This window comes from Flavobacterium ginsengisoli (assembly GCF_029625315.1).
GTDB lineage: Bacteria > Bacteroidota > Bacteroidia > Flavobacteriales > Flavobacteriaceae > Flavobacterium > Flavobacterium ginsengisoli.
In genome coordinates this window covers 831,482-857,209 of sequence record NZ_CP121110.1, presented here as the reverse complement: position 1 = coordinate 857,209, position 25,728 = coordinate 831,482, and the positions used below count along the sequence as shown (strand labels likewise).

The window sequence follows — 25,728 nt, the reverse complement described above, 5'->3', positions numbered from 1 at the left end:
AAAGATGTTATTTTTAAATAATGGCTTTTTTATAGAAAGTGTTAGGATTCTAACAAAAAATAGAGAACAATAAAAACTTCAAAAAAGCATTTATGTATACTCAATACACAACAGCATTAAAAAAAATAATACTAATTTTGCTTTCATGATTCAGATAACAATAATAGGTTCGGGCAATGTCGCACAGCATTTGATAAAAGCTTTTTCTGGCGACAAAATTGTTGAAATTAAACAGGTTTTTTCTCGTAAGAAAGAAGCCGTACTCCATTTGATTGATTCTGAAAAGATTGTCACAGATTTTAAAGCTTTAGAACCTGCTGACTTACATATTGTTTCAGTTTCTGACAATGCGATTACAGAGGTTTCAAATGAACTTCCTTTTAACAATCAATTAGTTGTTCATACTTCTGGAACATCGTCAATAGAACTATTAAATCCGAAAAATCGCCGTGGTGTTTTTTATCCGTTGCAGACATTTTCTAAGAACAAAACATTAGATTATTCTGTTGTTCCTTTTTGTTTGGAAGCTGAAAACACAGCCGATTTTAAACTATTGGAAACCATTGCAAAAAGCGTTTCGACTGCAGTTTATTCTATTAGTTCAGAACAACGCAAAGCACTTCATGTTGCTGCCGTTTTTGTTAGCAATTTCACGAATCATTTATACCAAATAGGACATGAAATTTGTGAAGAAAATCAAGTTCCTTTTGCTGTTTTAAAACCTTTAATTCAGGAAACAGCAGACAAAATCAATACATTAGATCCTATTGATGCGCAAACCGGACCGGCAATACGGCATGATTCTATTACAACTGATGCGCACATGGCTTTTTTACAAGACGAAAACAAAAAAAATATCTATAAAATCCTAACACAATCTATACAGCATAATGGGAAAAAGTTATAAAGAAATAATGAATGACATCACAACGTTTGTTTTTGATGTAGACGGCGTACTTACAGATGGTTCTGTTTTTGTAACCAATGAAGGCGAAATGTTAAGAACAATGAATATTCGTGATGGCTACGCAATGAAAGCCGCAATTGAAAGCGGTTATCATGTTTGCATTATTTCTGGAGGAAGCAATGAAGGCGTTCGTATTCGTCTTCGTAATTTGGGTATAAATGACATTCATTTAGGAACTCCTGATAAAGTAAAAACTTTCACGGCTTATTGTGAGTCAAACAATATCAAACCTGAAAATGTACTGTATATGGGAGACGATATCCCAGATTTTCATGTAATGAAATTAGTTGGACTTCCAACTTGTCCGCAAGATGCAAGCCCAGAAATTAAAAATATCTGCCGTTATATTTCGCACGTAAAAGGCGGACGCGGTTCTGCAAGAGATGTTATCGAACAAGTAATGAAAGTACAAGGAAAATGGATGGAGTACTTTAACGGAAAACACGATTAATCTAATTGTGAATTGTTAATTGAAAAAACTTAGCATCTTAGAATCTTAGCCCCTCAGAACCTAAAAAAATGAAATTCCTAAATCTTATTCGTTACAAAAACCTTTTAATGCTTGCATTTATGCAGTTGCTTTTTCGTTATGCTTTTTTAAAACAACAACAAGTCCCGCTGGCATTGGCAGATTGGCAATACGGATTGTTAGTTTTAAGCACTATACTTCTTGCCGCTGCAGGCTATGTAATCAATAACATTTACGATGTAGGAACAGATAGTATAAACAAACCAAATGATGTTGTTGTTGGCAAAGGAATCACAGAAACTGCTGCTTACAATATTTATATAGGTTTGAATATTTCTGGAGTTGCCATTGGTTTTATTTTGTCGAATATTATCATGAGACCGACTTTTGCTTCACTTTTTATTTTAATTGCCTCACTTTTGTATTTTTATGCTACAAGTCTCAAGCAAATTATGCTTTTAGGTAATTTTGTTGTGGCTTTGCTTTTAGCGACAAGCGTGCTAATAATTGGTGTTTTTGATCTTTTTCCTGCTACAACAATCGAAAATCAAGCTCAAATGGCAAGTCTATTCTCAATTCTAAGCGATTATGCCATATTTGCTTTTGTAATTAATTTTATCCGAGAAATTGTAAAAGATATCGAAGATGTAAATGGCGATTATAATATGGGAATGAATACTTTGCCAGTTGCAATTGGGGTAAGCAGAGTCGCAAAAATTACTTTAGGTTTTGCTATCGTTGCGTTTATTATCTCTGGACTTTATTGCAACACTTACCTTATGCAAAACAAGCTTTATATTGCTGTATTTTATGCTTTTGCTACGGTTTTGGCACCATTACTTTATTTTATCGTTAAAATTTTCAGTGCAAAATCTCAAAAAGAATTTCATCACTTAAGCACCATTTTAAAACTTATTTTGTTCTTCGGAATTTTATCAATCTTGGTTATCGCCTTAAACATAAAATACAATGCTTAAAGAAAAACTAAAAAAATATAAAATCATTCTAGCTTCTGGTTCGCCTCGCAGACAGCAGTTTTTTAAGGATTTAGATCTTGATTTTGAAATTCGATTAAAAGACATCGAGGAAATTTATCCGCCGGAATTAAAAGCAACTGAAATAACTGATTATCTTGCCAAATTAAAAGCGAATGCTTTTGAAGGTGAATTAAATGAAAATGAGATTTTGGTAACAAGCGATACGATTGTTTGGCATCAAAATAAAGCTTTAGGAAAACCAAAAAGTGCTGAAGAAGCTTTTGCCATGATTAAATCGATGTCCAATACAACACATGACGTAATCACTTCGGTTTGTTTTAAAACAGTAAACTCTTCTACTCTATTGCACGATATTACAAAAGTAACTTTCAACGATTTGTCTGACGAAGCTATTTTATATTATATCGAAAACTACAAACCTTATGATAAAGCTGGTGCATACGGAATTCAGGAATGGTTTGGTTTTATGGCAGTTGCAAAAGTAGAAGGCTCTTATACCAATGTAATGGGGCTTCCGACAGCCAAAGTTTACGAATTTTTGACTACATTAGTTTAAAAATTTATTTATGTTTTCTTTTAAAGAGTATAGCCGAGAAATAATCGCAACAATCATTCTTATTGGAGTTTTGATTGTATTGCGTATAGTAATTGCTAAACTAATAAGGCGTTTTGCCGCTACAAGCCAATTATTTGAACATCGTACCAATTTGGTTATTAAGTATATTAATATTTTAATGAATATACTTCTTGTAACCATTTTGATAATAATCTGGGGAGTTCAGACAGAAGATATTTTTATTACGATTTCTTCTATTGCAACTGTAATTGGTGTGGCCATGTTTGCGCAATGGTCTATTTTGAGCAATATTACTTCAGGAATGGTTCTGTTTTTCTCTTTTCCTTTTAGGATTGGAGACACCATTAAAATTCATGATAAAGATTTTCCAATTGAAGCTGAAATCGAAGATATTAATACCTTTCATGTAAGCTTAAAAACAAAAGAAGGAGAAAAAATAATTTTCCCTAACAATTTATTACTTCAGAAAGGAATTTCTATTATTCCTGCAAAACATGAAGAGCGCGAGTTTTTTGACTAAATTCTAATGGGAATTTTATAACGGGCACGAGAAAAGCTAGAACGTAAAAAGACAAATAAAGTGTAATATTTGTTTTATAAATTCAGCTAAATAAAATTAAAATGACTCGGCCTGTAACACTACCCTTTTATGCAAAACTTTCCTTTATTCTTGTTTCCTTAATTTGTTTTGCATTTATTTTTTGCATCGGAAAAGATATTCTTACACCAGTTTTAATGGCGTTTTTATTTGCCGTTTTACTGCTTCCGATATTTACTTTTTTTAACACAAAACTTAAATTGCCAAGGCATCTCGCTGCAATTATTTGCCTCGCTATTTTTATATCTGTAATTGTGGCGGTATTGGTCTTCATTTCTTATCAAGCGACTTATATGGCAAATGATTTTGAGACGATAAAGAAAAATGCAAATTCTTTTATTCTTGAAATTCATAAATTTATCAGAGAAAATTTTGAGGTAAGCATTGGCGATCAAAAAAAATATTTGGATTCTGTTACAAAAGACTCTGTTAAAACAGGTCAGGCTAAATTAGGTTCATTTATCATTTCCATAAGTGATGTTCTTTTAGATAGCACGATTATGATCGTCTACACCTTTTTGTTTTTAATTTATAAAGAACATTTTAAATTGTTTTTTGCCAAATTAATCAAACAAGAGAACCATGCGGTTTTGCAGGATATTTTGTCTCAGATTAAAGTTTCTATCAATAATTATATTGTAAGTTTAATTATTGAAATGATCGTGGTATCAATATTAACTGGTTTAGGTTTATGGATTATTGACGTAAAATATTTCATTCTTCTCGGATTGATTACAGGAATTCTAAATTTGATTCCTTATATCGGAATTTTTATTGCTGGAGTTATTACAGTTCTAGCATCATTAACAGGATCTGGAGAAATTTCAGTAATTCTCGGAATTCTAATTGTAAATATTATTGTTCAGTTTATTGATAATAACCTGCTTGTTCCATTAATTATTAATACTAAAGTAGAAATAAATGCTTTCGTTTCTATTATGGGAATTATTGTTGGAGGTGCCGCTGCCGGAATTGCGGGAATGTTTTTAGCAATTCCGCTATTAGCAATTCTTAAAATTATTTTTGATCGAATTGACTCGCTTTCTGCCTGGGGATATCTTATGGGAAATCATGTTCCGAGGAAATTTGTCTGGAGAAAAAGAAAAATTACAACAGAAAATTAAAAAGAACGTTATGCTAGCATAGCATTTGTTTATTCCTTATATTCATAAAACTTTAAACTATTAGAAGAAAACTACCGAATGTCTTTACAAAAAAAAATACTGATTTTTATTTTGTTGTGCTTTTGTTTGCAAAGCGGATATGCGCAGGTAGATCAAACTAAAAAAGAGCCAAAAACTCAAAAAGATACCACAGAAATATACACTAGAATTAGAAATTACTCTAAGAAAAATAAATTTACGCAGGCAATGCATAAATTATTCTTTAGATCTAAAAAACCGAAGAAAAAAGAAGAATTGCTCGTTCCTATTGATTCAACCAATTACGATGGCAAAATAATTAGAAAAATCAATATTATCACTCTAGATCCTTTTGGTTATTCTGTTGCTGATACGAATCAAGTGCCTAAAAATTGGGGAGAAAGAATGGGTAATAGAATGCATTTAAAAACGAAAAAAATAGCAATTTATAATTTATTGCTTTTTAAGAAAAACACTCCTTACAATACATATAAAGTACTCGAGTCTGAACGTTTAATTCGTGCGCAACGCTATGTAACTGCTGTTAGAATCTCCAATCAAAGTGTTGGACAAGCCTCAGATTCTGTAGATGTAACAATTCGCGTTTTAGATTCCTGGAGTACCATTCCGAAATTTTCGATTTCTAGTAATCAAATGTCGATTGGTTTTAAGGAAAAAGATTTCTTTGGAAGCGGACAGCAATTAGAATATCGTTTTACCAACCGTTTTGATGACGGTCGAACTGCCAACGACGCAACTTATACAATCCCAAATATTAAAAATACTTATGTAGGGACAGTTCTTCATTACAATATGGATTTGGACAATAATTATATTAAAAGTATAGATATTGAAAGAGACTTCTACTCTCCTTTGACTAAATGGGCAGGAGGATTTTATGTGGACGAAAGCTTTAGGAGAGACACATTGCAAGCACCCGATTCTACTTTTGCCTATCAGCCTAAAAAATATACTTCGCAAGATGTTTGGGTTGGTCGTGCTTTTAAAATGTACGAAGACCAAAATAAAGCTATTACGAATTTAATTACGACTGCACGTTTTCTAAATGTAAATTATAGTGAGACGCCTTCGGAAATTTATGACCCGAATCATTTTTATTCTTCTGAAAAATTAATTCTTAGCGGAATTGGGTTAAATACGCGAAAATTTATAAAAGATAGCTACATTTTTAGAAATGGACAAACTGAAGACGTTCCGATAGGACGAATATATGGAGTCACTTTTGGATATCAATATAAAAATACGTTTTGGAGGCCCTATGTTGGAGCTCAGTTTTCTTTTGGAAATTATTACCGTTTGGGATTTCTGAGCATGAATTTTGAAGCGGGAACATTCTTTCATCAGTCGAAAACCTATCAAACCTCATTTTTGTTTGAATCCAATTATTTTACTAAGTTATATAGTATAGGAAAATGGAAGATTAGACAATTCGTAAATCCGGAAGTCGTAATTGGAATAAATAGAGACGATATTATTGGAGATCAATTAAACATTAACGGGCAAAATGGCTTGGCAGGATTTAATAGTTATTTGTACGGAACAAGCAAAGCTGTTCTGTCATTGCAAACGCAGACATATTCTCCACATTCTTTATTAGGTTTCCGTTTAAATCCATTTTTTAATTATTCAATCGCGGTTTTAGGAAGTCCTGAAATCGCTATGACCAAAAACAAGCCTTATTCTAAATTAACGATCGGACTATTAATCAGTAATGACTATTTGGTTTTCAGTTCTTTCCAGCTTTCGCTTTCTTATTATCCAAGTATTCCACAACAAGGAGATAATGTCTTTAAAACAAATACTTTTGAAACGACTGATTATGGACTTCAAAGCTTTGAACTTGCAAAACCAAGAGTTGTCAATTACAAGTAATTTTTGTTTTTTTTTGAAGAATTTCGAAAATGAAATAAAACTTTAAAAACCAACGAATTAAAGTATTTATAACGTTTTGGCTACTCGTTGAAATGCATTTTTATCCGACAAAATACATCTGTTTTTATTTTTTGGCACAGTATATGAATATCCCTATTCAAGATTAACATTATAAAATTAACAAAAGATGAAAACGATAAAATTAGCAATCGCCGGATTATTTCTAATGGTTGCAAACGCCACACAAGCCCAAGTATCGATAAACGTGAATATAGGAAACCCACCTGCTTGGGGACCAGTCGGATATACCGAAATGGAATATTATTATCTTCCAGATATTGAAGCTTATTACGATGTTCGTGCGTCTCAATTTATCTATTTCGGAGGAGGAAGATGGGTAAGAGCAAGTTACTTGCCAAGGCAATATAGAAACTATGATTTGTATGGAGGTTATAAAGTAGTATTGACAGATTATCATGGTAGAACTCCTTATACTTATTTCGACCGTCACAGAGTGAAATACTATAAAGGATATCATGGAGCTCCACAAAGACCATACAAACCAAGACCAGTATACGGCTACAATGATCGTCGTCACTACGATCGTAAAGACTACAAACATTACGATAAGCATGACAAACACGATAGACACCATGACGATCACGGGCATGATGATCATGGAAGAGGTCACGGAAGAAGATAATGCTAAATTATTAGCAATCAATATAAGAGAGTATCAATTTTTTGATACTCTCTTTTTTTATGAATTGTTTAATTGCATCTTTTGTTAAAATGTTGTATATTCAACATAAATAACTGTATTGCAATAAGTTTCGTCAAAAAAAGCACTTTGTTAATACAATTATGATATATATTTGCGCCGAATTTTAAAATCCAAAAAAGAAATTTATGAAAAAGAATGTTTATTTGCTTTCATTTTTAGCAATGTCACTGTTAATAGGTTGTGACGATAACAATGACAACAAAAACGATGGACAATCGTCAAATAACATTACTATTACCTCAGATCAATCTACTTTAAACAAAAGACTTGACTTAACTAATTCTGGGGTAATTTCGATCGAAAATGGTGCTTTGACAGGAAAATCTGCGGAGACTACCAACACTTCTTTCCCTCTTGTTCAAATTGCCGAAGTAAAACCACCAGTTGATGCAATCGGAAGAACACTTCAAGCCAGTCACGTGACTGTAAACGGAAATTATGCTTATGTTTCTTATATCATGAGAGGCGATGCTTATTCTGGAGCAATTGACGTTATTGATGTTTCAGATCCTTACAAACCTAAATTGGTTACTTCTGCTTTAATTCCAAATACTGATATTACTTCTCTGACTTTCTCAGGATCAAATTTAATTATCGGAGCTGCAAAAGATGTCGATAAAGATACTCAGCTTGCGGGAAATCCGGCAATTGTGTTTAACATGGAGCTTAGTTCAGGCCTATTAACAGATAAACTAAAAACAAATTATTTAGAAAGCAGAGTTACAACAGATGTTGCAACCAATACTTCTAACTATTTTGCAGTAACAGGAGATAACGGGAGTTTGTATAAAATAAACAGTTCTACAAAAGTAATAGCAGGAAAAGCCGCATTGGCAGATTTGCGTTCTATTGCCTTAACAAGCGATAAGGTGGTTACTTTAAGCGGAACTAAAGGTGTTAACATTTACAATCAGTCTACTCTAGCTTTACAGAAAAGCTTTGCAACATCGAATGATGTAAGTGGAGCAAAAAGAACAATGGATATTGACGGAACAAAACTTTTTGTTTCTGAAGGTCCAAATGGTCTTGGTGTCTATGATATCAATAGTGGATCAAAATTGCAGACTATCGGAATCACAACTGCGGGCGAAGATAATGTAACAAATGCAGTTTCTTTTAATGACGGTTATGCTTTTGTTGCAAATGGTGCATTAGGTCTTAATGTTTACCAATCTACAACACAACTTAATTTATTAGGTTCTGTAGGAATTGCTGGTTCTTCAAACTATGTAAAATCAAGTGGTGATTATATTTATGTTGCAAGCGGAACAGGTGGTTTGAAAATTATTAAAATGGAAAAACCAAGTACCACTTTTGCAAGCTGTTTAACTTACGGTTTGTATAATCAAGGTAAAGATTTGATTTTAAATTCTAATGATATAAAATCCTACCAAGGAGCAACAGCTATTAATTCGGCAATTATTAACTCTAAAGCTGTTTTAACACATTGTGGTTCTATTGCGATTCTTAATAACTTAACTTTAAATAGTGGTGGTACTTTCAATATGAGAGGAAGTTTATCTCAAGGTAAATACCAACAATCTACTCCAACACAATTAATTATCAACTCTGGTGCAAAATTAGTGGTTGAAGGTTCGGTTGTAATCTGGGGAGATTTAACATTGAATAGTGGCGCTCAAATTGAGTTCGTTGGCAACACATCTTCAATTACAGTTTATGGTAAAGTTACAAAAAATACTGGCGTAACTATTACAGGAAACTACGTTGATACAGAAAACAAATTGAAATAAGCAGTAAACGGCATCAAATATATATTTTCGAAAAGCTGTCAGAAATAATCTGGCGACTTTTTTTATTTTATTTCTTAAAATATCAATTAAATAATCAATCATTAACATTTCATTTAAATACTGTTCCATAAAATAATTAGTATTTTTGATGCACTTTCAAAAAAACAATTAACCAGAATATGCGAAAAGTACAGGCTCAAATCTTTCTTCTATTTTTTATAGGTTTTCAAATTTCATTTGCGCAACAGCCACAAAAACTAAATTCAGTTGAAATTTACAATCAAATCAAAAAATTAAATTTTTTAGGTTCTGTTTTGTATGTTGCAAGCACATCCTGATGACGAAAACACTAGAATGATTTCGTATTTAGCCAATGATATGAATGCCCGAACTGGTTATTTATCTCTTACAAGAGGAGATGGCGGACAAAACTTAATTGGCCCGCAATTACGCGAATTACTTGGCGTTATCAGAACTCAAGAATTGATCGAAGCTCGCAAAATAGATGGTGGAGAACAATTTTTTTCTAGAGCAAATGATTTTGGTTTTTCAAAAAATCCTTCAGAAACTTTAGATATTTGGGACAAAGACAAAGTACTTGCCGATGTGGTTTGGACTATTAGAAAATTTCAGCCAGATATTATCATCAATAGATTTGATCATCGTTCGCCAGGAACAACACACGGTCATCATACTTCTTCTGCAATGTTAAGCGTTGAAAGTTTCAAATTAACAAACGATCCTAAAGTTTATCCTGAACAATTAAAATATGTAAAACCTTGGCAGGTAAAACGTCAGTTTTTTAATCCTTCTTGGTGGTTTTATGGAAGTCAGGAAAAATTTGATGCAGCCAATAAATCAAAATTTACAAAGATTGAAACAGGGGTTTACTACACTGGAATTGGGAAGTCAAATCAAGAAATTGTCGCTTTAAGCCGAAGCCGTCATCAATCGCAAGGTTTTGGCAGTACAGGCGTTCGTGGTGAAGAAACAGAATATTTAGAGCTGATTAATGGAGAAACTCCAAAAGAACGAGATAATTTATTTGATGGAATTGATACAAGCTGGAATCGCGTTAAAAACGGAAAACCAGTTGGAGATTTAATTTCGTCAATTATTTCAAAATACGATTTTAGCAATCCATCAGCCAGTATTCCAGATTTGGTTAAAGCGTATTCTATGATTCAAACTCTAGACGATCTACATTGGAAAACTATTAAGTTAGTTGCTATAAAAAATATTATTGCATCTTGTTCTGGTTTGTACCTTGAAGCTGTTGCCAACGAGCAGGAAGCAACTCCAGGAAGTACTGTTAAATTGAGCCTAGAGGCTATTAACAGATGCGCTGTAGAAATGCAATTAATTAGCGTTACTACGCTTCCAGACAGCCAAACAACAGCTCAAAATATCGTTTTAAAAAACAACGATGATCAGAAAATCAATCTGCAATTACAGCTTCCAAACAATATTGAATACACACAGCCTTATTGGCTAAAAGAAAAAGCTACTGTTGGAATGTACATCGTTTCTAATCAAGAAATCATTGGCACTCCAGATATTATAAGAGATACAAAAGTTGTATTTAATGTAAAAATCAACGATATAGAAATTCCGTTTGAGCGCACTGTTGTCTACAAATACAATGATGGCGTAAAAGGCGAAATGTATAACTTTCTTGATATCGTTCCAGAAGTGACTACTTCTATTCTTGAAAAAGTTTTAATTTTTGGAAATACCAAAAGTAAAATGGTTCCAGTGAAAGTTCGCGCTGGAAAAGATAATGTAAAAGGAAATCTACAACTTGAATTGCCAAATAGCTGGTCTGTTTCTCCAAAAGAAATTCCGTTTACTTTAGACAAAAAAGGCAACGAGCAAATCTTTTATTTTGAAGTGACTCCGCCTGTTAATCCAGAAGAAGTTATCGCAAAAAGTGTCGCAATTGTTGACAATAAGCGTTTTGATAAAGATCAAACTAATATAGAATTCAGCCACATCACTAAACAAATGGTTTTAAAATCAGCCGAGTCAAAATGTATTAGAATTGATTTAAAGATTTCTGGTGAAGCTATTGCTTACATTATGGGCGCAGGAGATGAAGTTCCTGAGAGTTTGACTCAAATGGGATATAAAGTTTCGATCTTAAAACCTGAAGAAATTACACCTGAAAAATTAGATTCTTTCAGCACTGTAATTACCGAATTCGCGCTTACAATACCGTAAATGCTTTGGCAAACAAGCAAAATATACTTTTCAATTTTGTAAAAAGCGGTAAAAATATGATCGTTCAATACAACACAAACGGAAAATTAGTAACAGATAAAATTGCTCCATATCCGCTTAAATTATCGAACGATCGTGTAACAGAAGAAAATGCTAAAATCACTTTCTTGGCACCTAATCATCCTGTTTTAAATACACCAAATAAAATCTCTGAAAAAGATTTTCAAGGTTGGAAACAAGAACAAGGTCTATACTATCCAAACGAATATGATCCTGCATTCACTCCTATTATTTCATCACACGACAAAGGAGAATCTGCAAAAGATGGAGCTTTGCTTGTCGCGCCATACGGAAAAGGATATTACATTTACACAGGTTTGAGTTTCTTTAGAGAATTACCAGAAGGAGTTTCTGGAGCATACAGATTGTTATCGAACATTATTTCTCTAAAACAACCAATTGAAGCTCCTAAACAAGATTTAAAGCAATAAAATATGGAAGCTAAAAAGACAAAAAAATGGAAAAAAAGTTACACCTATGTTTTGGTAGCTAACGCAATTTATATTGCTATTTTTTTCTTAATCATGCAATTATACTCATAACCTATGCGGCTATTTGACTGGATCGTACTTATTGTAACATTATTATTTATTGTTGGATATGGCTCTTGGAAAACCCGAGGCAGTAAAAACGTAGAAGATTTCATTCTAGGAAATAATGAAACGCCTTGGTATACTGTCGGACTTTCTGTAATGGCAACACAGGCAAGTGCAATTACGTTTTTATCTACGCCTGGACAAGCCTATCATGACGGAATGGGTTTTGTGCAATTCTATTTTGGTTTGCCAATTGCGATGATTGTCATTTGTTTGACCTTTATTCCATTATATCATAAAAGCAAAGTTTTTACCGCTTATGAATTTCTAGAAAAAAGATTTGATGTCAAAACACGTTCTCTTGCTTGCTATCTTATTTTTAGTGCAAAGAGGTTTAGGAACTGGTTTGACCATTTATGCTCCGGCGATTATTTTATCGGCTCTTTTAGGTTGGAATTTGACTGTAATGAATATCATTATTGGGGTGTTGGTAATTATTTATACTTTTTCTGGAGGAACAAAAGCAGTAAACGTTACGCAAAAACAGCAGATGTTTGTAATCATGTCTGGAATGTTTATCACATTTTTCTTGATTCTGCATTACTTGCCAAACGATATGACTTTTAATAGCGCAATGCATATTGCCGGTGCCAATGACAAAATGAATATCGTTGATTTCTCTTTTGATCCTGAAGAAAAATATACTTTTTGGAGCGGTATTACAGGAGGTTTCTTTCTAGCTCTTGCCTATTTTGGTACAGACCAATCGCAAGTGGGACGTTATTTATCTGGAAAATCAGTTCGCGAAAGCCAAATGGGATTAATTATGAACGGACTTCTAAAAGTTCCAATGCAGTTCTTCATTCTCTTAACGGGAGTTATGGTTTTTGTATTTTTCCAATTCAACCCAGTTCCATTAAATTTTAATCCAAATAATAAAATAGCTATTGAGAAGTCTGTTTACAAGCAAGAATATCATGTTTTGGAAGAAAAGCTAGTTAAGCTTTCTGAAGATAAAAAAGTTATAAATTTATTATATATCGATCAGTTAAATCAAGATTACGATAATCCTATTTTGCGTAAAGAATTGGTTGCTTTATCAAACAAAGAAAAAGATCTTCGCGATAAAGCCAAAGAAATAATCTCAAGAGCCGATAGCAATTCAGAAACAAATGATAAAGATTATGTATTTTTTCACTTTATTCTGCACTATCTACCAAAAGGCCTAATCGGATTGTTGCTGGCCGTTATTCTTTCAGCGGCAATGTCTTCTACAGCTTCTGGATTGACGGCTTTGGCTTCTACAACAGCGATTGATATTTATAAGCGAAATCAGAAAGAAGAAAAATCAGAGAAACATTATTTGAACGTTACTAAGTTTTTTACGCTTTTCTGGGGAGTTGTAGCAATACTTTTTGCTTGCGTTGGAACATTGTTTGAAAATTTAATTCAGCTTGTAAATATTATTGGTTCCATATTTTACGGAACCGTTTTAGGAATATTTCTTGTAGCTTTTTATACTAAACGAGTTCAAGCAAAATCAATGTTTATTAGTGCAATTATAAGTCAGCTTACCATTTTTGTAATCTATTATTTTATGATTTACAGACAAGAAAAACTGGGTTATTTATGGCTAAATTTTATTGGAGCTATTTTAACGATTGTGTTGGCGCTTTTAATTCAGTTTTTATTTTTTAAAAAAGAAGAAATAAATAACACTATCGAATATTAAAATAATCTATCTTTCAATTCTAAATTGATAGAGAAAAATGAAAATTAAATTTTGCCTTGTTTTTGCTTTTGCAATTACAGTATCAATTGTTCAGTCGCAAAAACTTAATAATGCAAAACTTGACAGCCTATTCAAAGCTTTAAACGATAAAAACCTATTTATGGGAAGCATTTCCATTTCTAAAAATGGAAATCAGATTTATTCCAATTCTATTGGGAAGGCAGACATAGCTAACAACATATCTTTATCTGCGAATACTAAATTTCGTATTGGTTCTACAACCAAAATTTTCACTTCAGCTTTGGTATTAAAAGCTGTCGAATTAAAAAAATTAGTCTTGACCAGACTATTAATTCGTTTTTTCCAACAATTGTAAATTCGCAAAAAATTACCATCGGCAATTTACTAAATCACAGAAGTGGAATTCATGAACTTTTAGCGACCGACGAATTTGCCAATGGATACACCGAAGCAAAGTCACAAGAAGAAATGATCTCTATTATAAGTAAATTTCCAAGTGATTTTGAACCTGATTCTAAAGCAGATTATAGCAATTCTAATTATTATCTGCTGACTTTAATTCTCGAAAAAACGTATAAAAAAACGTATTCAGAACTATTACAAGAACAAATAATAAAACCTTTAAAACTAAAAAACACCTACTTTGGTGGCAAAATTAGTATTCAGAATAATGAGTGTTACTCTTACTATTTCTCTGATAAATGGGAAAAAGATTCTGAAGGAGATATGTCAGTTCCTTTAGGAGCAGGCGCAATTGTTTCAACTCCATCAGATTTGACTTTTTTTATTGAAAAGCTTTTTCAAGGAAAAATTATTAGTTCTGAGAGTTTAAAAATGATGACTCAGATTCAAGACAAATATGGAATGGGAATTTTTGCACTTCCTTTTTATAACAAAAATGGTTTTGTTCATCGTGGCCAAATAGATAGTTTTAGTTCGCTCCTATCCTATTTTCCAAATGAAAAATTAGCTATTGCTATAGTTACAAACGGTGCAATATATGATAAGAAAAAGATTTTAATTGCTTGCATTAAGCAACTACTTCAACAAACCTTATACAATCAACTTTGAAGCTTACGAACCCGTTAAGGAAGATTTAGAAATGATAACTGGTATTTACAAAAACCACGAAAATCAGGAAGTTATTACTATTTCACTTAATAATAAAAGGTTATATGCAAATTTCAATAATCAGTCACTTTTTCTTCTTGAACCAACATCAAAAAATAAGTTTGAAAATATATGGGAAGGAAACAAGTTTGATTTTCAGCTTAAAAACGAGCTAATTTTTGAAGCAAATGGAAAACAAATTAAATTCTATAAGTTTTAAAAATAGATTCCTTTTCGTCTATTAAAAAACGTCATAACCTAGCCTCGATAAAAGCAACATCAGATAACTGTAGGAAAAACAAAAGATGCAGTGAACAACATCCTGAAAACTTAGATTGCGATCGGATTTTCCATTATTTTAAGTAAAAAACACTATTTTAGTCTATCGCAAGAATGCTATTTTAACTCCTAAAAATCGTCATTATGAGAGATTCAAAAAAATACAGCAACAAAACCAAAGTCGCTTTTATTCTATTAATCGTAATGCTGATTATTTTACTTGGAAATTTTAATACTTTACTAAATTCCAAAAACGTAAACGATAATATTAATGCGATTTATAAGGACCGATTGGTAGTAGCGCATTACATTTTTCAATATTCTAAAGAACTTCATTTTATAAAAGCTGAAGCCGAAAAATTGAACCTAAGTGATAATATTAAAAAAGATGAAATCATTCATACGCTAAATATTATTCACACAATTGATGATCTGTACGCTAAAACGGTTTTAACCAATAAAGAAAAACAATATTTTGATGCTTTTTTACTTTCCTGTAAAGAAATAAACAAGCAGGTAGAAAGCAAAAATTGGGATAGAATAGCCAACTCTAGTGCCGAAGCTTTAAAAACACTTGAATCTCTATCGCAAATTCAGATTGAAGAAGGAAAAGCAAAACTTGCCACTGCAAATGCAATGTACAATAGAAATAATATACTTGGCCAGCTTCAGATCGCTTTGTTAATTATTCTTGGAGGAATTACCTTTTATCTTTTAATAAAGAAAATTAAAAAAACAGTGAAAATTCCTGAACCACCTAGTTTAAATTAAAATTATTTTACCGCAAAGAACGCAAAAGATTACGCAAAGTTCGCAAAGTTTATTTACTATAGCTTTGCGAACTTTGCGTTAAAGAACAAGCAAATCGAAAAACCTTGCGCTCTTTGCGGTAAGAAAAAACAAAAAAAATTCCAAAACCCGAAAGCTTTGGAATTTTTTAAATTTTATAAAATGAGACTTAAAGTCTTATCTGCTCCATTCAGCGATACTATCTTTGTTCAATTTCACATAATCAGCGTTGTTTGCAGCTTCTGCAGATGCTAAAGAAGCTTTTGCAGTTTCAATTGCTCCTTTTTTGTCGCCTTGTTTTGCTTGAATCAACGATTTCAATCTTGAAACATAATATGGTTTATCTGAACTCATATCAAGAGCTTTATCTACATAAGTTCTAGCCGTTTCAATATTTCCGTTTGATTGAAATAAATATTGAGAAGCATTGAAATAATCATTCCACGTTGGACCAGCTAAAGCTTTATCAATACTAGCTACAGCAATTTTAGCTGTTGGAACTTCAAATTTTAAAGCTACATGAGAGTTTTCCCAAGAAATATCCAAATATCCAAAATTAGGATCTAAACCGTTAATGCCAATTGTAAAAGTTTCAACAGGAGTTGGAAGTGCATCTTCTTTTACAGTAGTTTTTAAAGCTACATAAGCATCGCTCCAGTTTTCTGGTAATCCCCAGTTGTCTGTAGAAAGGTAAAAAATGATATCCCAGCTTTCAATTCTTGGAACTGTATAAATTGCATATTTTCCTTTCTTTAGCGTTTTTCCGTCAATTACTACATCATCGCTAAAGTTGATGATTGTATTTTCGTTAGCTCCAGTTCTCCATAATTTTCCAAAAGGAACTAGATTTCCGAACACAGCTCTTCCTCTTGCTCCAGGTCTTGAATAGGTAACTTCAACATCGGTTAAACCAACAGTTTGCTTGATATATCCTTTTGGACTTGCCTGTGGCGTTTTTACTTGTGCTTCTGATGCTAATGGTGCTAAGATCAGGGCTAAAGCAATAAGTAGTTTCTTCATTATTTTAAGTTTTATTTTTATTCAAATTTACAAATTCAATCAGGGAACAAATGTTAAATTTTCTATAATTCAACCCTTTAGCTGTGATATTTTTTCAGCATTTAGTTCATTAAAATGTTCGATAACTAAATCAGCTTCAGACAAATCTTGAAGATGCGAATGCTCGCTCTTATATCCTATACAGTAAATTCCTGCGCCTTTTGCCGCTTTTATGCCATTGGTACTGTCTTCAATAATGATACATTCTTCTTTTGGCGCAACAGAAAGTGAAGCTGCATGAATAAAGATCGCCGGATTTGGTTTTGACTGAGGAAAATCTTCTCCACTTACAATATGTGTAAAGTACTGATGTAAATTGAATCTTGTAAAAACACGATCAATTGTTACTTTTGAAGCCGAAGAAGCTAAAATTAACTGCATTCCGTTGTTATACAAGTCTTTAATTAGATCTTCAACACCATCCAAAAGATGCAAATCTTCCTTAGTATCAAAAGCATCATTAAAAATGGTTCTTTTTCTCTGAATTAAATCTTCCACCTCCTGCTCTACACTTGGAAAATAACTTTTTAAAGTTTGAAATGTGTTTCTAGTAGAAAATCCTGTAAATGTGGTATACATCTCTTCAGGAACTTCGATATTCAATTCTGAAAATTGTAAATAATAGGCATAACGATGAACAGGCTCTGTATCAACAATTACGCCATCCATATCAAAAATTACTGTTTTAATCATTTTTTTTAAGTTTCTGAGATTCTGAGATACTAAGATTCTAAGGTTTCTCTCTTTTGTATTTAACTTTGTCAAAGTTTAAAACTTTGACAAAGCTTGCTTTAAGTTCTATTTATAAGATCTAAAAAATTAAGATTCACTCTACCAGCCACAAAAAACTTAGCACCTTAGAATCTTAGTATCTTAGAACCTTATTTTTTAAGCAAATATCTAATCACTGTTTCTGCAGCGTGTAAACCAAATAATCCAGGCATATAGCTGTTTGTTCCGTAGAATGATTTTTTGAAGTTTTTCCCGTCTGTTAGTTTTAAGCTCTTATCGTCTTGAATTTCAGAAGAGAAAACTACTTTAAGTTTGTTAATTTTTACTTCTTTTAAACGCTTACGGATTGTTTTAGAAAAATAGCAATTTATAGTTTTTGAAATATCAGCTACTTTTACTTTAGAAGCCAACATTTTTCCGCCAGCCCCCATGCTGCTAATGATTTTTACTCTTTTGCGCTTTGAAGCAATAATTAGATTTAATTTTGGAGTAATGCTGTCAATACAGTCCAAAACATAATCAAATTCTGGAGAAACAATCTCAAAAGCGCGTTCTGGAGAAAGAAATTCTTGAACACGAGTTAGATTTAATTCTGGATTAATATCCATTAAACGATCACCTACAATTTTAATTTTTGGCTGACCAACTGTTGAATGCAAAGCTGGCAATTGACGATTGATATTAGTAATATCTACAACGTCTCCATCTACAATTGTCATATTTCCTACACCTGCCCTTGCTAAAAATTCTGCTTGCAAAAGATCCAACACCTCCTAATCCAACGACTAAGACATTAGATTTTTGTAAATTTTCTAATCCTTCTTTAGTAAACAAAAGCTCAGCTCTTTCTGTCCATTCTGCCATATATTCTTTTTTGTTGATTTTTATTTTTTGTTTCAAGTTTAATGTTTCAAGTTTTTCCCCCGTTGTCAGGCTGAGCGAAGTCGAAGCCCTTCTAATTGGAATGCCCTTCGACTTCGCTCAGGGTGACAAACTTTGAACACAAAACTATTTACTTTTTATTCTTTTTATTGTTTAAATATCTTTCTATAATTACTTGAAATAACTTCTTCTAATTCTATTAAATTTAACTCTTTATACTCAGAAGCCAATTCGTATACTTGCTGAATCGATTCTTCAATAGTATCCGTTTCTAAGAAAAAACGATCGTTTGGAACGTTTTGAAAAACCGATTTCAAATCTGGATTCTTTAACAAATACTTTCCAAATGAAAGAAAAAAATCGGCGACAATTAATTGTTCTGCCAATTGATTATTCTTTGAGAAACCATGAATAATCAACGGAACTGTCACTTTCCTTTTTTCTTGATAGCCATTACTTCCTGATAAAGTCGCAACACAATGAATAACAACTGGTTTTCTGTATTTTTCTGCTAATTCTAACTGTTTCTCAAAAACTGAAACTTGTAAATCAAAAGGAACCTCAATTTTTTTGTCTAAACCACATTCGCCAATTGCCAAGCAATTTTGAGTTTGTAATTTTGCTTCTATAATTTTCAAATCTTCATCAATTCGACTTTCGTCAATATACCAAGGATGAATTCCAATAGAATAAAATGGAATTTCAGCATCAAAATCTTTTGGATACTGATTAACCAGTTCTAAAACGTTAGATTGATTGGTAAATTGATGAGTATGAAAATTAAAATATTCCATTAATGAAAAGCTTTTACACCTGCTTTAATTTCGATTTTTAAATCATTTTCCTGCGGTACAAGCGGACAAGAATATTTATAATTATAAGCGCAATACGGATTATAAGCTTGATTAAAATCGATTGCTATCGTATTTCCTTTTGGAACTTCTAAGTCGATATAACGACCGCCAATATAACTTTGTTTCCCGCTTGTTAAATCTGAAAAAGGCAAAAAAAGATGGTTTTTATATTGCTCCTGAACCAAAAGTTCTAAACTCTGATAAACTGCAAGCTGAAAAGCTTTTCCGTTTATCTTAAAGTTTAAAGTTCCGTATTTGATATATTTAGGAGTACGCGTTCCAGAAGTTTTCATTTCAAAAACTTTTCCGCCTTTTGCTTTTACTAAAGTAGCATTCACAAAATAAGTTTCAGAAATTGGAAAAAAATCTAAGCTTTTAAAAGTTTTTAAATCTTCAGCCATCAACGGACTCGTCTTAGGATCAGCATATTCTGCATTGATTTTCTTTTGGAATTTTTGAGCATCGGCTTTATTGAACTTTTTTTGGGCAAAGCCAAAATTAAATACCAACAATAAAGCTAGGGCGTTTATAGTTTTCATCTTAGAAATTTTCTGCAAAAATAGTTCAAAAGTAACAAAACAACAACCACTTAACGAGACAAAGTTTGCTAACTTTGTGACGATAATTTATCACATAAAATGCTTAAAACTGCACTAACTCATTACATTAACAACTTTCGAGGTTTCACCAGAGAAGTTTGGATCCTTGCCATCATCACTTTTATTAACCGCGCTGGAACAATGGTTCTTCCTTTTTTATCTAAATATTTAAAGGAAGATCTTCATTTTACATACAATCAAGTCGGATGGATTATGGTTGCTTTTGGATTAGGATCAATGTTGGGTTCTTGGCTTGGAGGCAAATTATCAGACAAAATTGGTTTTTATAAAATCATGATTTTCAGTTTATTTACCAGTGGAGTCTCTCTGTTTTTTGTGCAATTTATTACCACTTTCTGGTCACTTTGTCTTCGCAATGTTTGTTCTTATGACAATTGCAGATATGTTTCGTCCTGCTATGTTTGTATCTCTTGGCGCTTATGCAAAACCAGAAAACCGTACTCGTGCACTAACACTTGTACGTCTTGCTGTAAATTTAGGTTTTGCCGCAGGACCAGCTCTTGGAGGTTTAATTATTATGGGAATGGGTTATTCTGGCCTTTTCTGGGTTGATGGAGCTTCTTGTATTGTTTCCATTTCTATTTTTGCTTTATTAGTAAAAGAAAAGAAAAAAGTTACTCACGATGATAAAGAAGAAAGTGTCTGCAGATATAAAATCTGTTTTTCATGATAAAATTTTCTGGGTTTTCTTATTTGTAAGCTTCATTACAGCAATGATTTTCTTCCAACTATTTACTACTCTACCTTTATATCATAATGAAAAGTTTGGTCTAAGCGAATTTCAAACGGGCTTATTAATGACTTTAAACGGGTTATTGATTTTTACTCTCGAAATGCCAACTGTTGGATTCTTAGAACGAAAAGCTTTTCCAAAAATCAGAATTATTATTGTAGGATCTTTTGTAATGGCTAGTAGTTTCTTTTTATTACTAATTAATTTCTGGGCAGGAATTTTGGTTGTAAGTATGGTATGTATTTCTATTGGTGAAGTTCTTACTTTTCCATTTTCTAATGCTTTTGCTTTAAGTCGTGCACCTCGCGGACAAGAAGGCAGATACATGGCACTATACACTATGAGTTTTAGTCTAGCTCATATTATTAGTTCTAAACTTGGGTTTGAAATTATTACCCGATTTGGTTATCAAATCAACTGGCTTTTCATGGCATGTATTGGCGTTGTTGCAACTGGCTGCTGCGTCTGGATTAAGAATGCTCTAATCAACGAGAAGATTTCTTAAAAACAACTTTTAACTTTTTAAATCCTTATAATTCAATTTATTACTATTAAATTTGAATGGTCTTTTTGCGCTCAAAACCGAAAGCAAACTTAATTTTTAGTTAAATAACTATTTTTATAGTTGCGTAACTAGAAAAATAGTTGTAAGTTTGAATTAAAATTAGAGAAGATGCAGAAGTTAACAAACAAAGAAGAAGAAATTATGATGATTTTATGGAAGCTTAAAAAAGCTTTTGTAAAAGAAATTCAGGCAGAAATCACCGAAGATCAGCCCCATTACAATACATTGTCGACAATTGTTCGTAATCTGGAAGAGAAAGGATATGTTGGACATAACGCTTTTGGAAATACACATCAATACTTTCCAATTGTAGCAATTGAAGATTACAGAAAAGGATTTATGAAAACCGCAATTGATAATTACTTTAATAGTTCTTACAAAAGCATGGTTTCCTTTTTTGCCAAAGAAGAAAAAATTTCGGCAGATGAATTACGTGAAATTTTATCAATGATTGAAAATAAAAACGAAAAAAAATAATCGGTTATGGAAGCAGTTTTCATTTACATCGCAAAATCAAGCAGTTTAATGCTTATGTTTTATTGCGCTTATTACTTTTTACTTCGCAAAGAAACATTTTTTAATAGCAACAGATGGTTTCTGTTATCTGGTTTGATTGTCTCAATAATTTTACCATTATTGACTTACACGAAAGTAATTTGGATTGATGCTGCTCCCGATTTAAACACAAATATTCAATCAACATTATTAAGTGTTACTCAAAATGAATCTGCAGAATTTAATTGGAATTATATTATTCTAGGATTATACGGTATTGGTTTTCTAATCTTTACAATAAAACTAGCAATTGACTTTTATAGTTTGAATGCTATTATAAAAGGAAAAAAATCAAACAGCAAGCCGATTTTAAATTTGTAGATATAAACGAAAACATCGCGCCTTTCTCCTATTTCGAATATATTGTGTACAACTCATCACTGTACACTGCTTCAGAATTAGAGAGTATTTTGGAACATGAAAAAGTTCATAGCGATCAAAATCATACTCTTGATGTATTGATTTCTAGAATCTTCAGCATTATTTTCTGGTTCAATCCAATTGTATGGCTTTACAAAAAAGCAATTAGCCAAAACTTAGAATTCATTGCTGATAGTGAAGCTTCTAAAAAACTTACAGACAAAAAAGCGTATCAATACACTCTTTTAAAAATAACAACGCACGAAAATTGTGTTGCAATCACCAATCATTTTTATCAATCATTAATCAAAAAACGAATAGTCATGTTAAACAAAAATCAATCAAAAAAGAGGAATTCATGGAAGTATTATACCGTAATTCCTGCCTTGGCTGCTTTTGTAATTTTATTTCAGGTAGAAGTAGTTGCAAAAGAAAGACAGCAAAATTTAGAAATAGTTTCGAACGAAATTAAATCGGTGAATATTTTCAAAATCACAAAAAAAACAACCGACACCGAGTTTAAAGATCTAAAAAAGGATTTAAAATCAACTTACAACATTGATTTAGAAGTTTCTGACATCAAAAGAAACTCAGAAAATCAATTAACATCTCTTAAAGTTGATGTAGTCTATGGAACACAAAAATCTCAATCTATACAAAGTGGAGATGAAGCCATCAAAGATTTTGGAATCCTTGTAATTTTAAATAAAAACGGCACTATAAAAGCTGGTATAAAAACTTTTGAAGAAAAAGCCGCTACAAGCAAGAGAGTAAGCGTAAATGACAAAAAAAACAAAACTTCTAAAACTGCGGTAAACAAAAATTTAACTTCTAATTCAGAAACCAATGTTAACACTAATTCTAATACTAGCACAAAAACTAGTAGCAATACTAACTCATCTACTAGTAGCACTACTGTAATTGTTGACAAAGACAATAATACTAAAGTGATAACAACAACTGATGCAGGTACAACTGTTGCTGTTTCAAATGCTCGCAAAAACTAATGTAAAAACAAGTTCGCCACTTATAATTCTAGACGGAATAGATATGTCTTCTGATTTTGATATGAATAGTCTTCCGCCTAGCGAGCATTAAATCGGTAAAGGTTTATAGAAGTCTTGATGCTGTAGCTCTTTTTGGTGAAAAAGGTGAAAATGGCATAGTCGAAATTAAAACTAAGAAATAAAGACGTTTTAATCTTTTAAATAATTACGAAATGCAAAAACTGACCAATAAAGAAGAAGAAATCATGCATATCTTATGGAAGCTAAAAAAAGCTTTTGTGAAAGAGATTCAAGCAGAGATTTTAGAAGATCAGCCTCATTATAACACTTTATCTACCATTGTTCGCAATCTAGAAGAAAAGGGTTATGTTGCACACAATGCTTTCGGAAATACACATCAGTATTATCCAGCAGTAAGCATAGAAGATTATAGAAAAGGGTTCATGAGCACTGCAATAGATAATTATTTTAATAGCTCATACAAAAGCATGGTTTCTTTTTTTGCTAAAGAAGAAAAAATTTCGGCAGATGAATTACGTGAAATCTTAAACATGATCGAAAATCCAACAGAAGGCAAATAATAAAAATAGTTATGGAAGCACTTTTCATTTTTATACTAAAATCGAGCGGGTTATTAGCAATGTTTTATTTTGCTTACATTTTTTTACTTCGCAAAGAAACTTTTTTCAACAGTAGTACGCTGGTTTTTAATTGCTGGATTAATTACTTCTGTAATATTGCCTTTTGTAGTATACACAAAAGTAATTTGGGTTGAGGCGCCACCTGCGCCAACACCAGATCCAATAATCACAACTACGACAACGGATGTAAAAAACATTCCGGTTTCTAATAGTAATGTAGCCGCATACCAAGCTCACTACTCGCCTACAAATGTATCTGTTATTGAAGAAGAAAATTTTGAAATCAACTGGAGTTTGGTTTTGGCAGTAGTTTACGGAATGGGTTTTCTAGCTTTTATTATCAAATTTGCGTTTGACTTTTACAGTCTGAATTCTGTTCTAAAAGGAAAAAAATTGAACAGCAGGAAGATTTTAAATTTATAGATGTAAATGAAAATATAGCTCCTTTCTCTTATTTTGATTACATAGTATATAACTCATCACTATATACTTCAGCAGAATTAGAAAGCATTTTAGAACATGAAAAAGTGCATAGCGATCAAAAGCACACTATAGACGTTTTGATTTCGAGAATCTTTTGCATACTATTTTGGTTTAACCCAATTATATGGCTTTATAAAAAAGCCATCTTGCAAAACCTTGAATTCATTGCAGACAGTGAGGCTTCTAAAAAAATTGCCGACAAAAAAGCGTATCAATACACGTTATTAAAAATAACAACGCATGAAACTTGCGTTGCAATCACCAATCATTTTTATCAATCATTAATCAAAAAACGAATTGTCATGTTAAACAAAAATCAATCAAACAAAAGAAATTACTGGAAGTATTCGGCAGTAATTCCGGCTCTTGGTGCGTTTGTTCTTTTATTTCAAATAAAGACCATTGCGCAAGAAAAGAAACAAACCGAAACTCCCACAATCCAAAGAGACACAGTAAAAGATGCTGAAGAAACAATCAAAATCACTAAAAATACTACTGACAAAGAATTAAATGAATTGCCTGGAAAATTAAAGTCAAACCATAATCTTGACGTCGAAATTTCGGATGTAAAAAGAAATACAAAAGAAGAATTGACTGCAATTCAAATCAAAGTAAAATCAGATTCTGGTAAAAAACAAACTATCAAAATCGATGGTGACGACGCTATTAAAGACTGTGAACTAGCTATTGGAACAGACGAGAATGGAGCAAAATCTATCAATATTAATACTGATAGAAATCTTAGAATGCCAATAATAATCAGAAACGAAAGAGTTGTGGTTCGCAATCATGCAGATTCTGATGTTGTGGCACCAGTACCTCCAACTCCACCAACATTTCCTGGCGGACCAATTCCTCCTGCTCCACCAATTGATATGTCAAAAATGCCAAAACCTCCAATTGCTCCTAAAAACCCAACTGACAAAGTAGCAATGGCTAAATTTGAAAAAGACATGGAAGCTTTCGGAAAACAAATGGAAGCATTTGAGCCACAATTGAAAGCTTACGAAAAACAAATTGAATCTATCATGTCACAACGAGCAGAGGTGTACGAAAAAGAAATGGCGAAATATGAAATAGCAATGGAAAAATTCAATGCTAACATGGAAAAATTCAGCTATGACTTTAAGTTTGATTTTGGAGATGACTCTAAAGACTACGAAAGCAACATGAAGCAATATGAGCAAGACATGAAACAGTATGAGCTTGATATGAAACAACATGCAAAAGATATGAAGCAACATGCTAAGGACATGAAACAACATGCAAAAGACATGAAGGAAATGGAAAAGCAGAATAAAAAAGCTTAAT

The 25,728-nt window shown here is 32.2% G+C and carries 19 protein-coding genes and 6 pseudogenes; 20 read left to right on the top strand and 5 right to left on the bottom strand.

What is annotated here, in order from left to right; translation table 11 throughout:
• The first annotated feature begins 145 nt into the window (after nt 1-145).
• From P5P87_RS03740 to P5P87_RS03670, 14 genes and pseudogenes are all read left to right on the top strand, one after another.
• A complete protein-coding gene (locus P5P87_RS03740; RefSeq protein WP_278021614.1) occupies nt 146-907 on the top strand; it encodes a Rossmann-like and DUF2520 domain-containing protein in 762 nt (253 codons plus the stop codon).
• Nucleotides 891-1,418, top strand: a complete 528-nt coding sequence (locus tag P5P87_RS03735; protein WP_198855584.1) for a KdsC family phosphatase — start codon at nt 891-893, stop codon at nt 1,416-1,418. Before P5P87_RS03740 ends, P5P87_RS03735 begins: the two co-directional genes overlap by 17 nt.
• Nucleotides 1,419-1,486: 68 nt before the next feature.
• Nucleotides 1,487-2,413 carry a geranylgeranylglycerol-phosphate geranylgeranyltransferase gene (locus tag P5P87_RS03730; protein WP_278021613.1) on the top strand — a complete coding sequence of 309 codons (927 nt, stop codon included), beginning with the start codon at nt 1,487-1,489 and terminating at the stop codon, nt 2,411-2,413.
• Nucleotides 2,406-2,990, top strand: coding sequence for a Maf-like protein (locus P5P87_RS03725; protein ID WP_278021612.1), 585 nt, complete (start codon nt 2,406-2,408; stop codon nt 2,988-2,990). The genes P5P87_RS03730 and P5P87_RS03725 overlap by 8 nt, the downstream gene beginning before the upstream one ends.
• Nucleotides 2,991-3,000: 10 nt before the next feature.
• Nucleotides 3,001-3,531, top strand: a complete 531-nt coding sequence (locus P5P87_RS03720; RefSeq protein ID WP_198855581.1) for a mechanosensitive ion channel domain-containing protein — start codon at nt 3,001-3,003, stop codon at nt 3,529-3,531.
• A gap of 101 nt (nt 3,532-3,632) precedes the next feature.
• Entirely contained in the window at nt 3,633-4,733 is a 1,101-nt protein-coding gene (locus P5P87_RS03715; RefSeq protein ID WP_198855580.1) for an AI-2E family transporter, read from the top strand.
• A 78-nt stretch (nt 4,734-4,811) separates the two neighbouring features.
• Nucleotides 4,812-6,644: a BamA/TamA family outer membrane protein gene (locus tag P5P87_RS03710; protein ID WP_278021611.1), complete on the top strand. Its 1,833-nt coding sequence runs from the start codon at nt 4,812-4,814 to the stop codon at nt 6,642-6,644.
• Between the two features lie 187 nt (nt 6,645-6,831).
• Nucleotides 6,832-7,347, top strand: a complete 516-nt coding sequence (locus tag P5P87_RS03705; RefSeq protein WP_198855578.1) for a hypothetical protein — start codon at nt 6,832-6,834, stop codon at nt 7,345-7,347.
• Between the two features lie 206 nt (nt 7,348-7,553).
• Nucleotides 7,554-9,179 carry an LVIVD repeat-containing protein gene (locus P5P87_RS03700; RefSeq protein ID WP_278021610.1) on the top strand — a complete coding sequence of 542 codons (1,626 nt, stop codon included), beginning with the start codon at nt 7,554-7,556 and terminating at the stop codon, nt 9,177-9,179.
• Between the two features lie 179 nt (nt 9,180-9,358).
• Nucleotides 9,359-11,890 (top strand): annotated as a pseudogene (locus tag P5P87_RS03695) (PIG-L family deacetylase).
• Between the two features lie 114 nt (nt 11,891-12,004).
• A pseudogene (locus P5P87_RS03690) lies at nt 12,005-13,727 on the top strand (sodium:solute symporter family protein).
• A gap of 37 nt (nt 13,728-13,764) precedes the next feature.
• Nucleotides 13,765-14,819: pseudogene (locus tag P5P87_RS03680) on the top strand (serine hydrolase domain-containing protein).
• Nucleotides 14,770-15,078, top strand: a complete 309-nt coding sequence (locus P5P87_RS03675; RefSeq protein WP_278021608.1) for a hypothetical protein — start codon at nt 14,770-14,772, stop codon at nt 15,076-15,078. The pseudogene P5P87_RS03680 and the gene P5P87_RS03675 overlap by 50 nt, the downstream one beginning before the upstream one ends.
• Nucleotides 15,079-15,281: 203 nt before the next feature.
• On the top strand, nt 15,282-15,908 hold the full coding sequence (locus P5P87_RS03670) for an MCP four helix bundle domain-containing protein (protein ID WP_278021607.1): 627 nt from the start codon (nt 15,282-15,284) through the stop codon (nt 15,906-15,908).
• 195 nt (nt 15,909-16,103) lie between these two features.
• Here the strand turns inward: P5P87_RS03670 and P5P87_RS03665 are convergent, their stop codons facing one another.
• The 5 genes and pseudogenes from P5P87_RS03665 to P5P87_RS03645 all read right to left on the bottom strand — a co-directional run bounded on the left by P5P87_RS03665 (nt 16,104) and on the right by P5P87_RS03645 (nt 19,992).
• Nucleotides 16,104-16,946, bottom strand: coding sequence for a DUF2911 domain-containing protein (locus P5P87_RS03665; protein WP_198855571.1), 843 nt, complete (start codon nt 16,944-16,946; stop codon nt 16,104-16,106).
• Between the two features lie 69 nt (nt 16,947-17,015).
• Nucleotides 17,016-17,678 carry an HAD family hydrolase gene (locus P5P87_RS03660; protein ID WP_278021606.1) on the bottom strand — a complete coding sequence of 221 codons (663 nt, stop codon included), beginning with the start codon at nt 17,676-17,678 and terminating at the stop codon, nt 17,016-17,018.
• A gap of 188 nt (nt 17,679-17,866) precedes the next feature.
• Nucleotides 17,867-18,581 (bottom strand): annotated as a pseudogene (locus P5P87_RS03655) (tRNA threonylcarbamoyladenosine dehydratase).
• Between the two features lie 164 nt (nt 18,582-18,745).
• Nucleotides 18,746-19,393, bottom strand: a complete 648-nt coding sequence (locus P5P87_RS03650) for a TatD family hydrolase (RefSeq protein ID WP_278021605.1) — start codon at nt 19,391-19,393, stop codon at nt 18,746-18,748.
• Entirely contained in the window at nt 19,393-19,992 is a 600-nt protein-coding gene (locus P5P87_RS03645) for a DUF1684 domain-containing protein (protein WP_198855568.1), read from the bottom strand. Before P5P87_RS03645 ends, P5P87_RS03650 begins: the two co-directional genes overlap by 1 nt.
• 99 nt (nt 19,993-20,091) lie before the next feature.
• Here P5P87_RS03645 and P5P87_RS03640 point away from each other — a divergent pair.
• The 6 genes and pseudogenes from P5P87_RS03640 (at nt 20,092) to P5P87_RS03620 (ending at nt 25,727) form a co-directional block, all read left to right on the top strand.
• A pseudogene (locus tag P5P87_RS03640) lies at nt 20,092-21,311 on the top strand (MDR family MFS transporter).
• A gap of 168 nt (nt 21,312-21,479) precedes the next feature.
• The gene (locus P5P87_RS03635) at nt 21,480-21,848 is read left to right on the top strand and encodes a BlaI/MecI/CopY family transcriptional regulator (protein ID WP_095931146.1); all 369 of its coding nucleotides are present in this window, start codon (nt 21,480-21,482) and stop codon (nt 21,846-21,848) included.
• A gap of 6 nt (nt 21,849-21,854) precedes the next feature.
• Nucleotides 21,855-22,916 (top strand): annotated as a pseudogene (locus tag P5P87_RS26055) (M56 family metallopeptidase); the annotation flags it as partial.
• 589 nt (nt 22,917-23,505) lie between these two features.
• Entirely contained in the window at nt 23,506-23,874 is a 369-nt protein-coding gene (locus P5P87_RS03625) for a BlaI/MecI/CopY family transcriptional regulator (RefSeq protein WP_278021604.1), read from the top strand.
• A 69-nt stretch (nt 23,875-23,943) separates the two neighbouring features.
• The gene (locus P5P87_RS25755; protein WP_340696634.1) at nt 23,944-24,357 is read left to right on the top strand and encodes a hypothetical protein; all 414 of its coding nucleotides are present in this window, start codon (nt 23,944-23,946) and stop codon (nt 24,355-24,357) included.
• A gap of 104 nt (nt 24,358-24,461) precedes the next feature.
• Nucleotides 24,462-25,727 (top strand): M56 family metallopeptidase, encoded by a 1,266-nt coding sequence (locus tag P5P87_RS03620; RefSeq protein ID WP_340696633.1) that lies wholly within the window; start codon nt 24,462-24,464, stop codon nt 25,725-25,727.
• Nucleotide 25,728 lies beyond the last annotated feature (1 nt).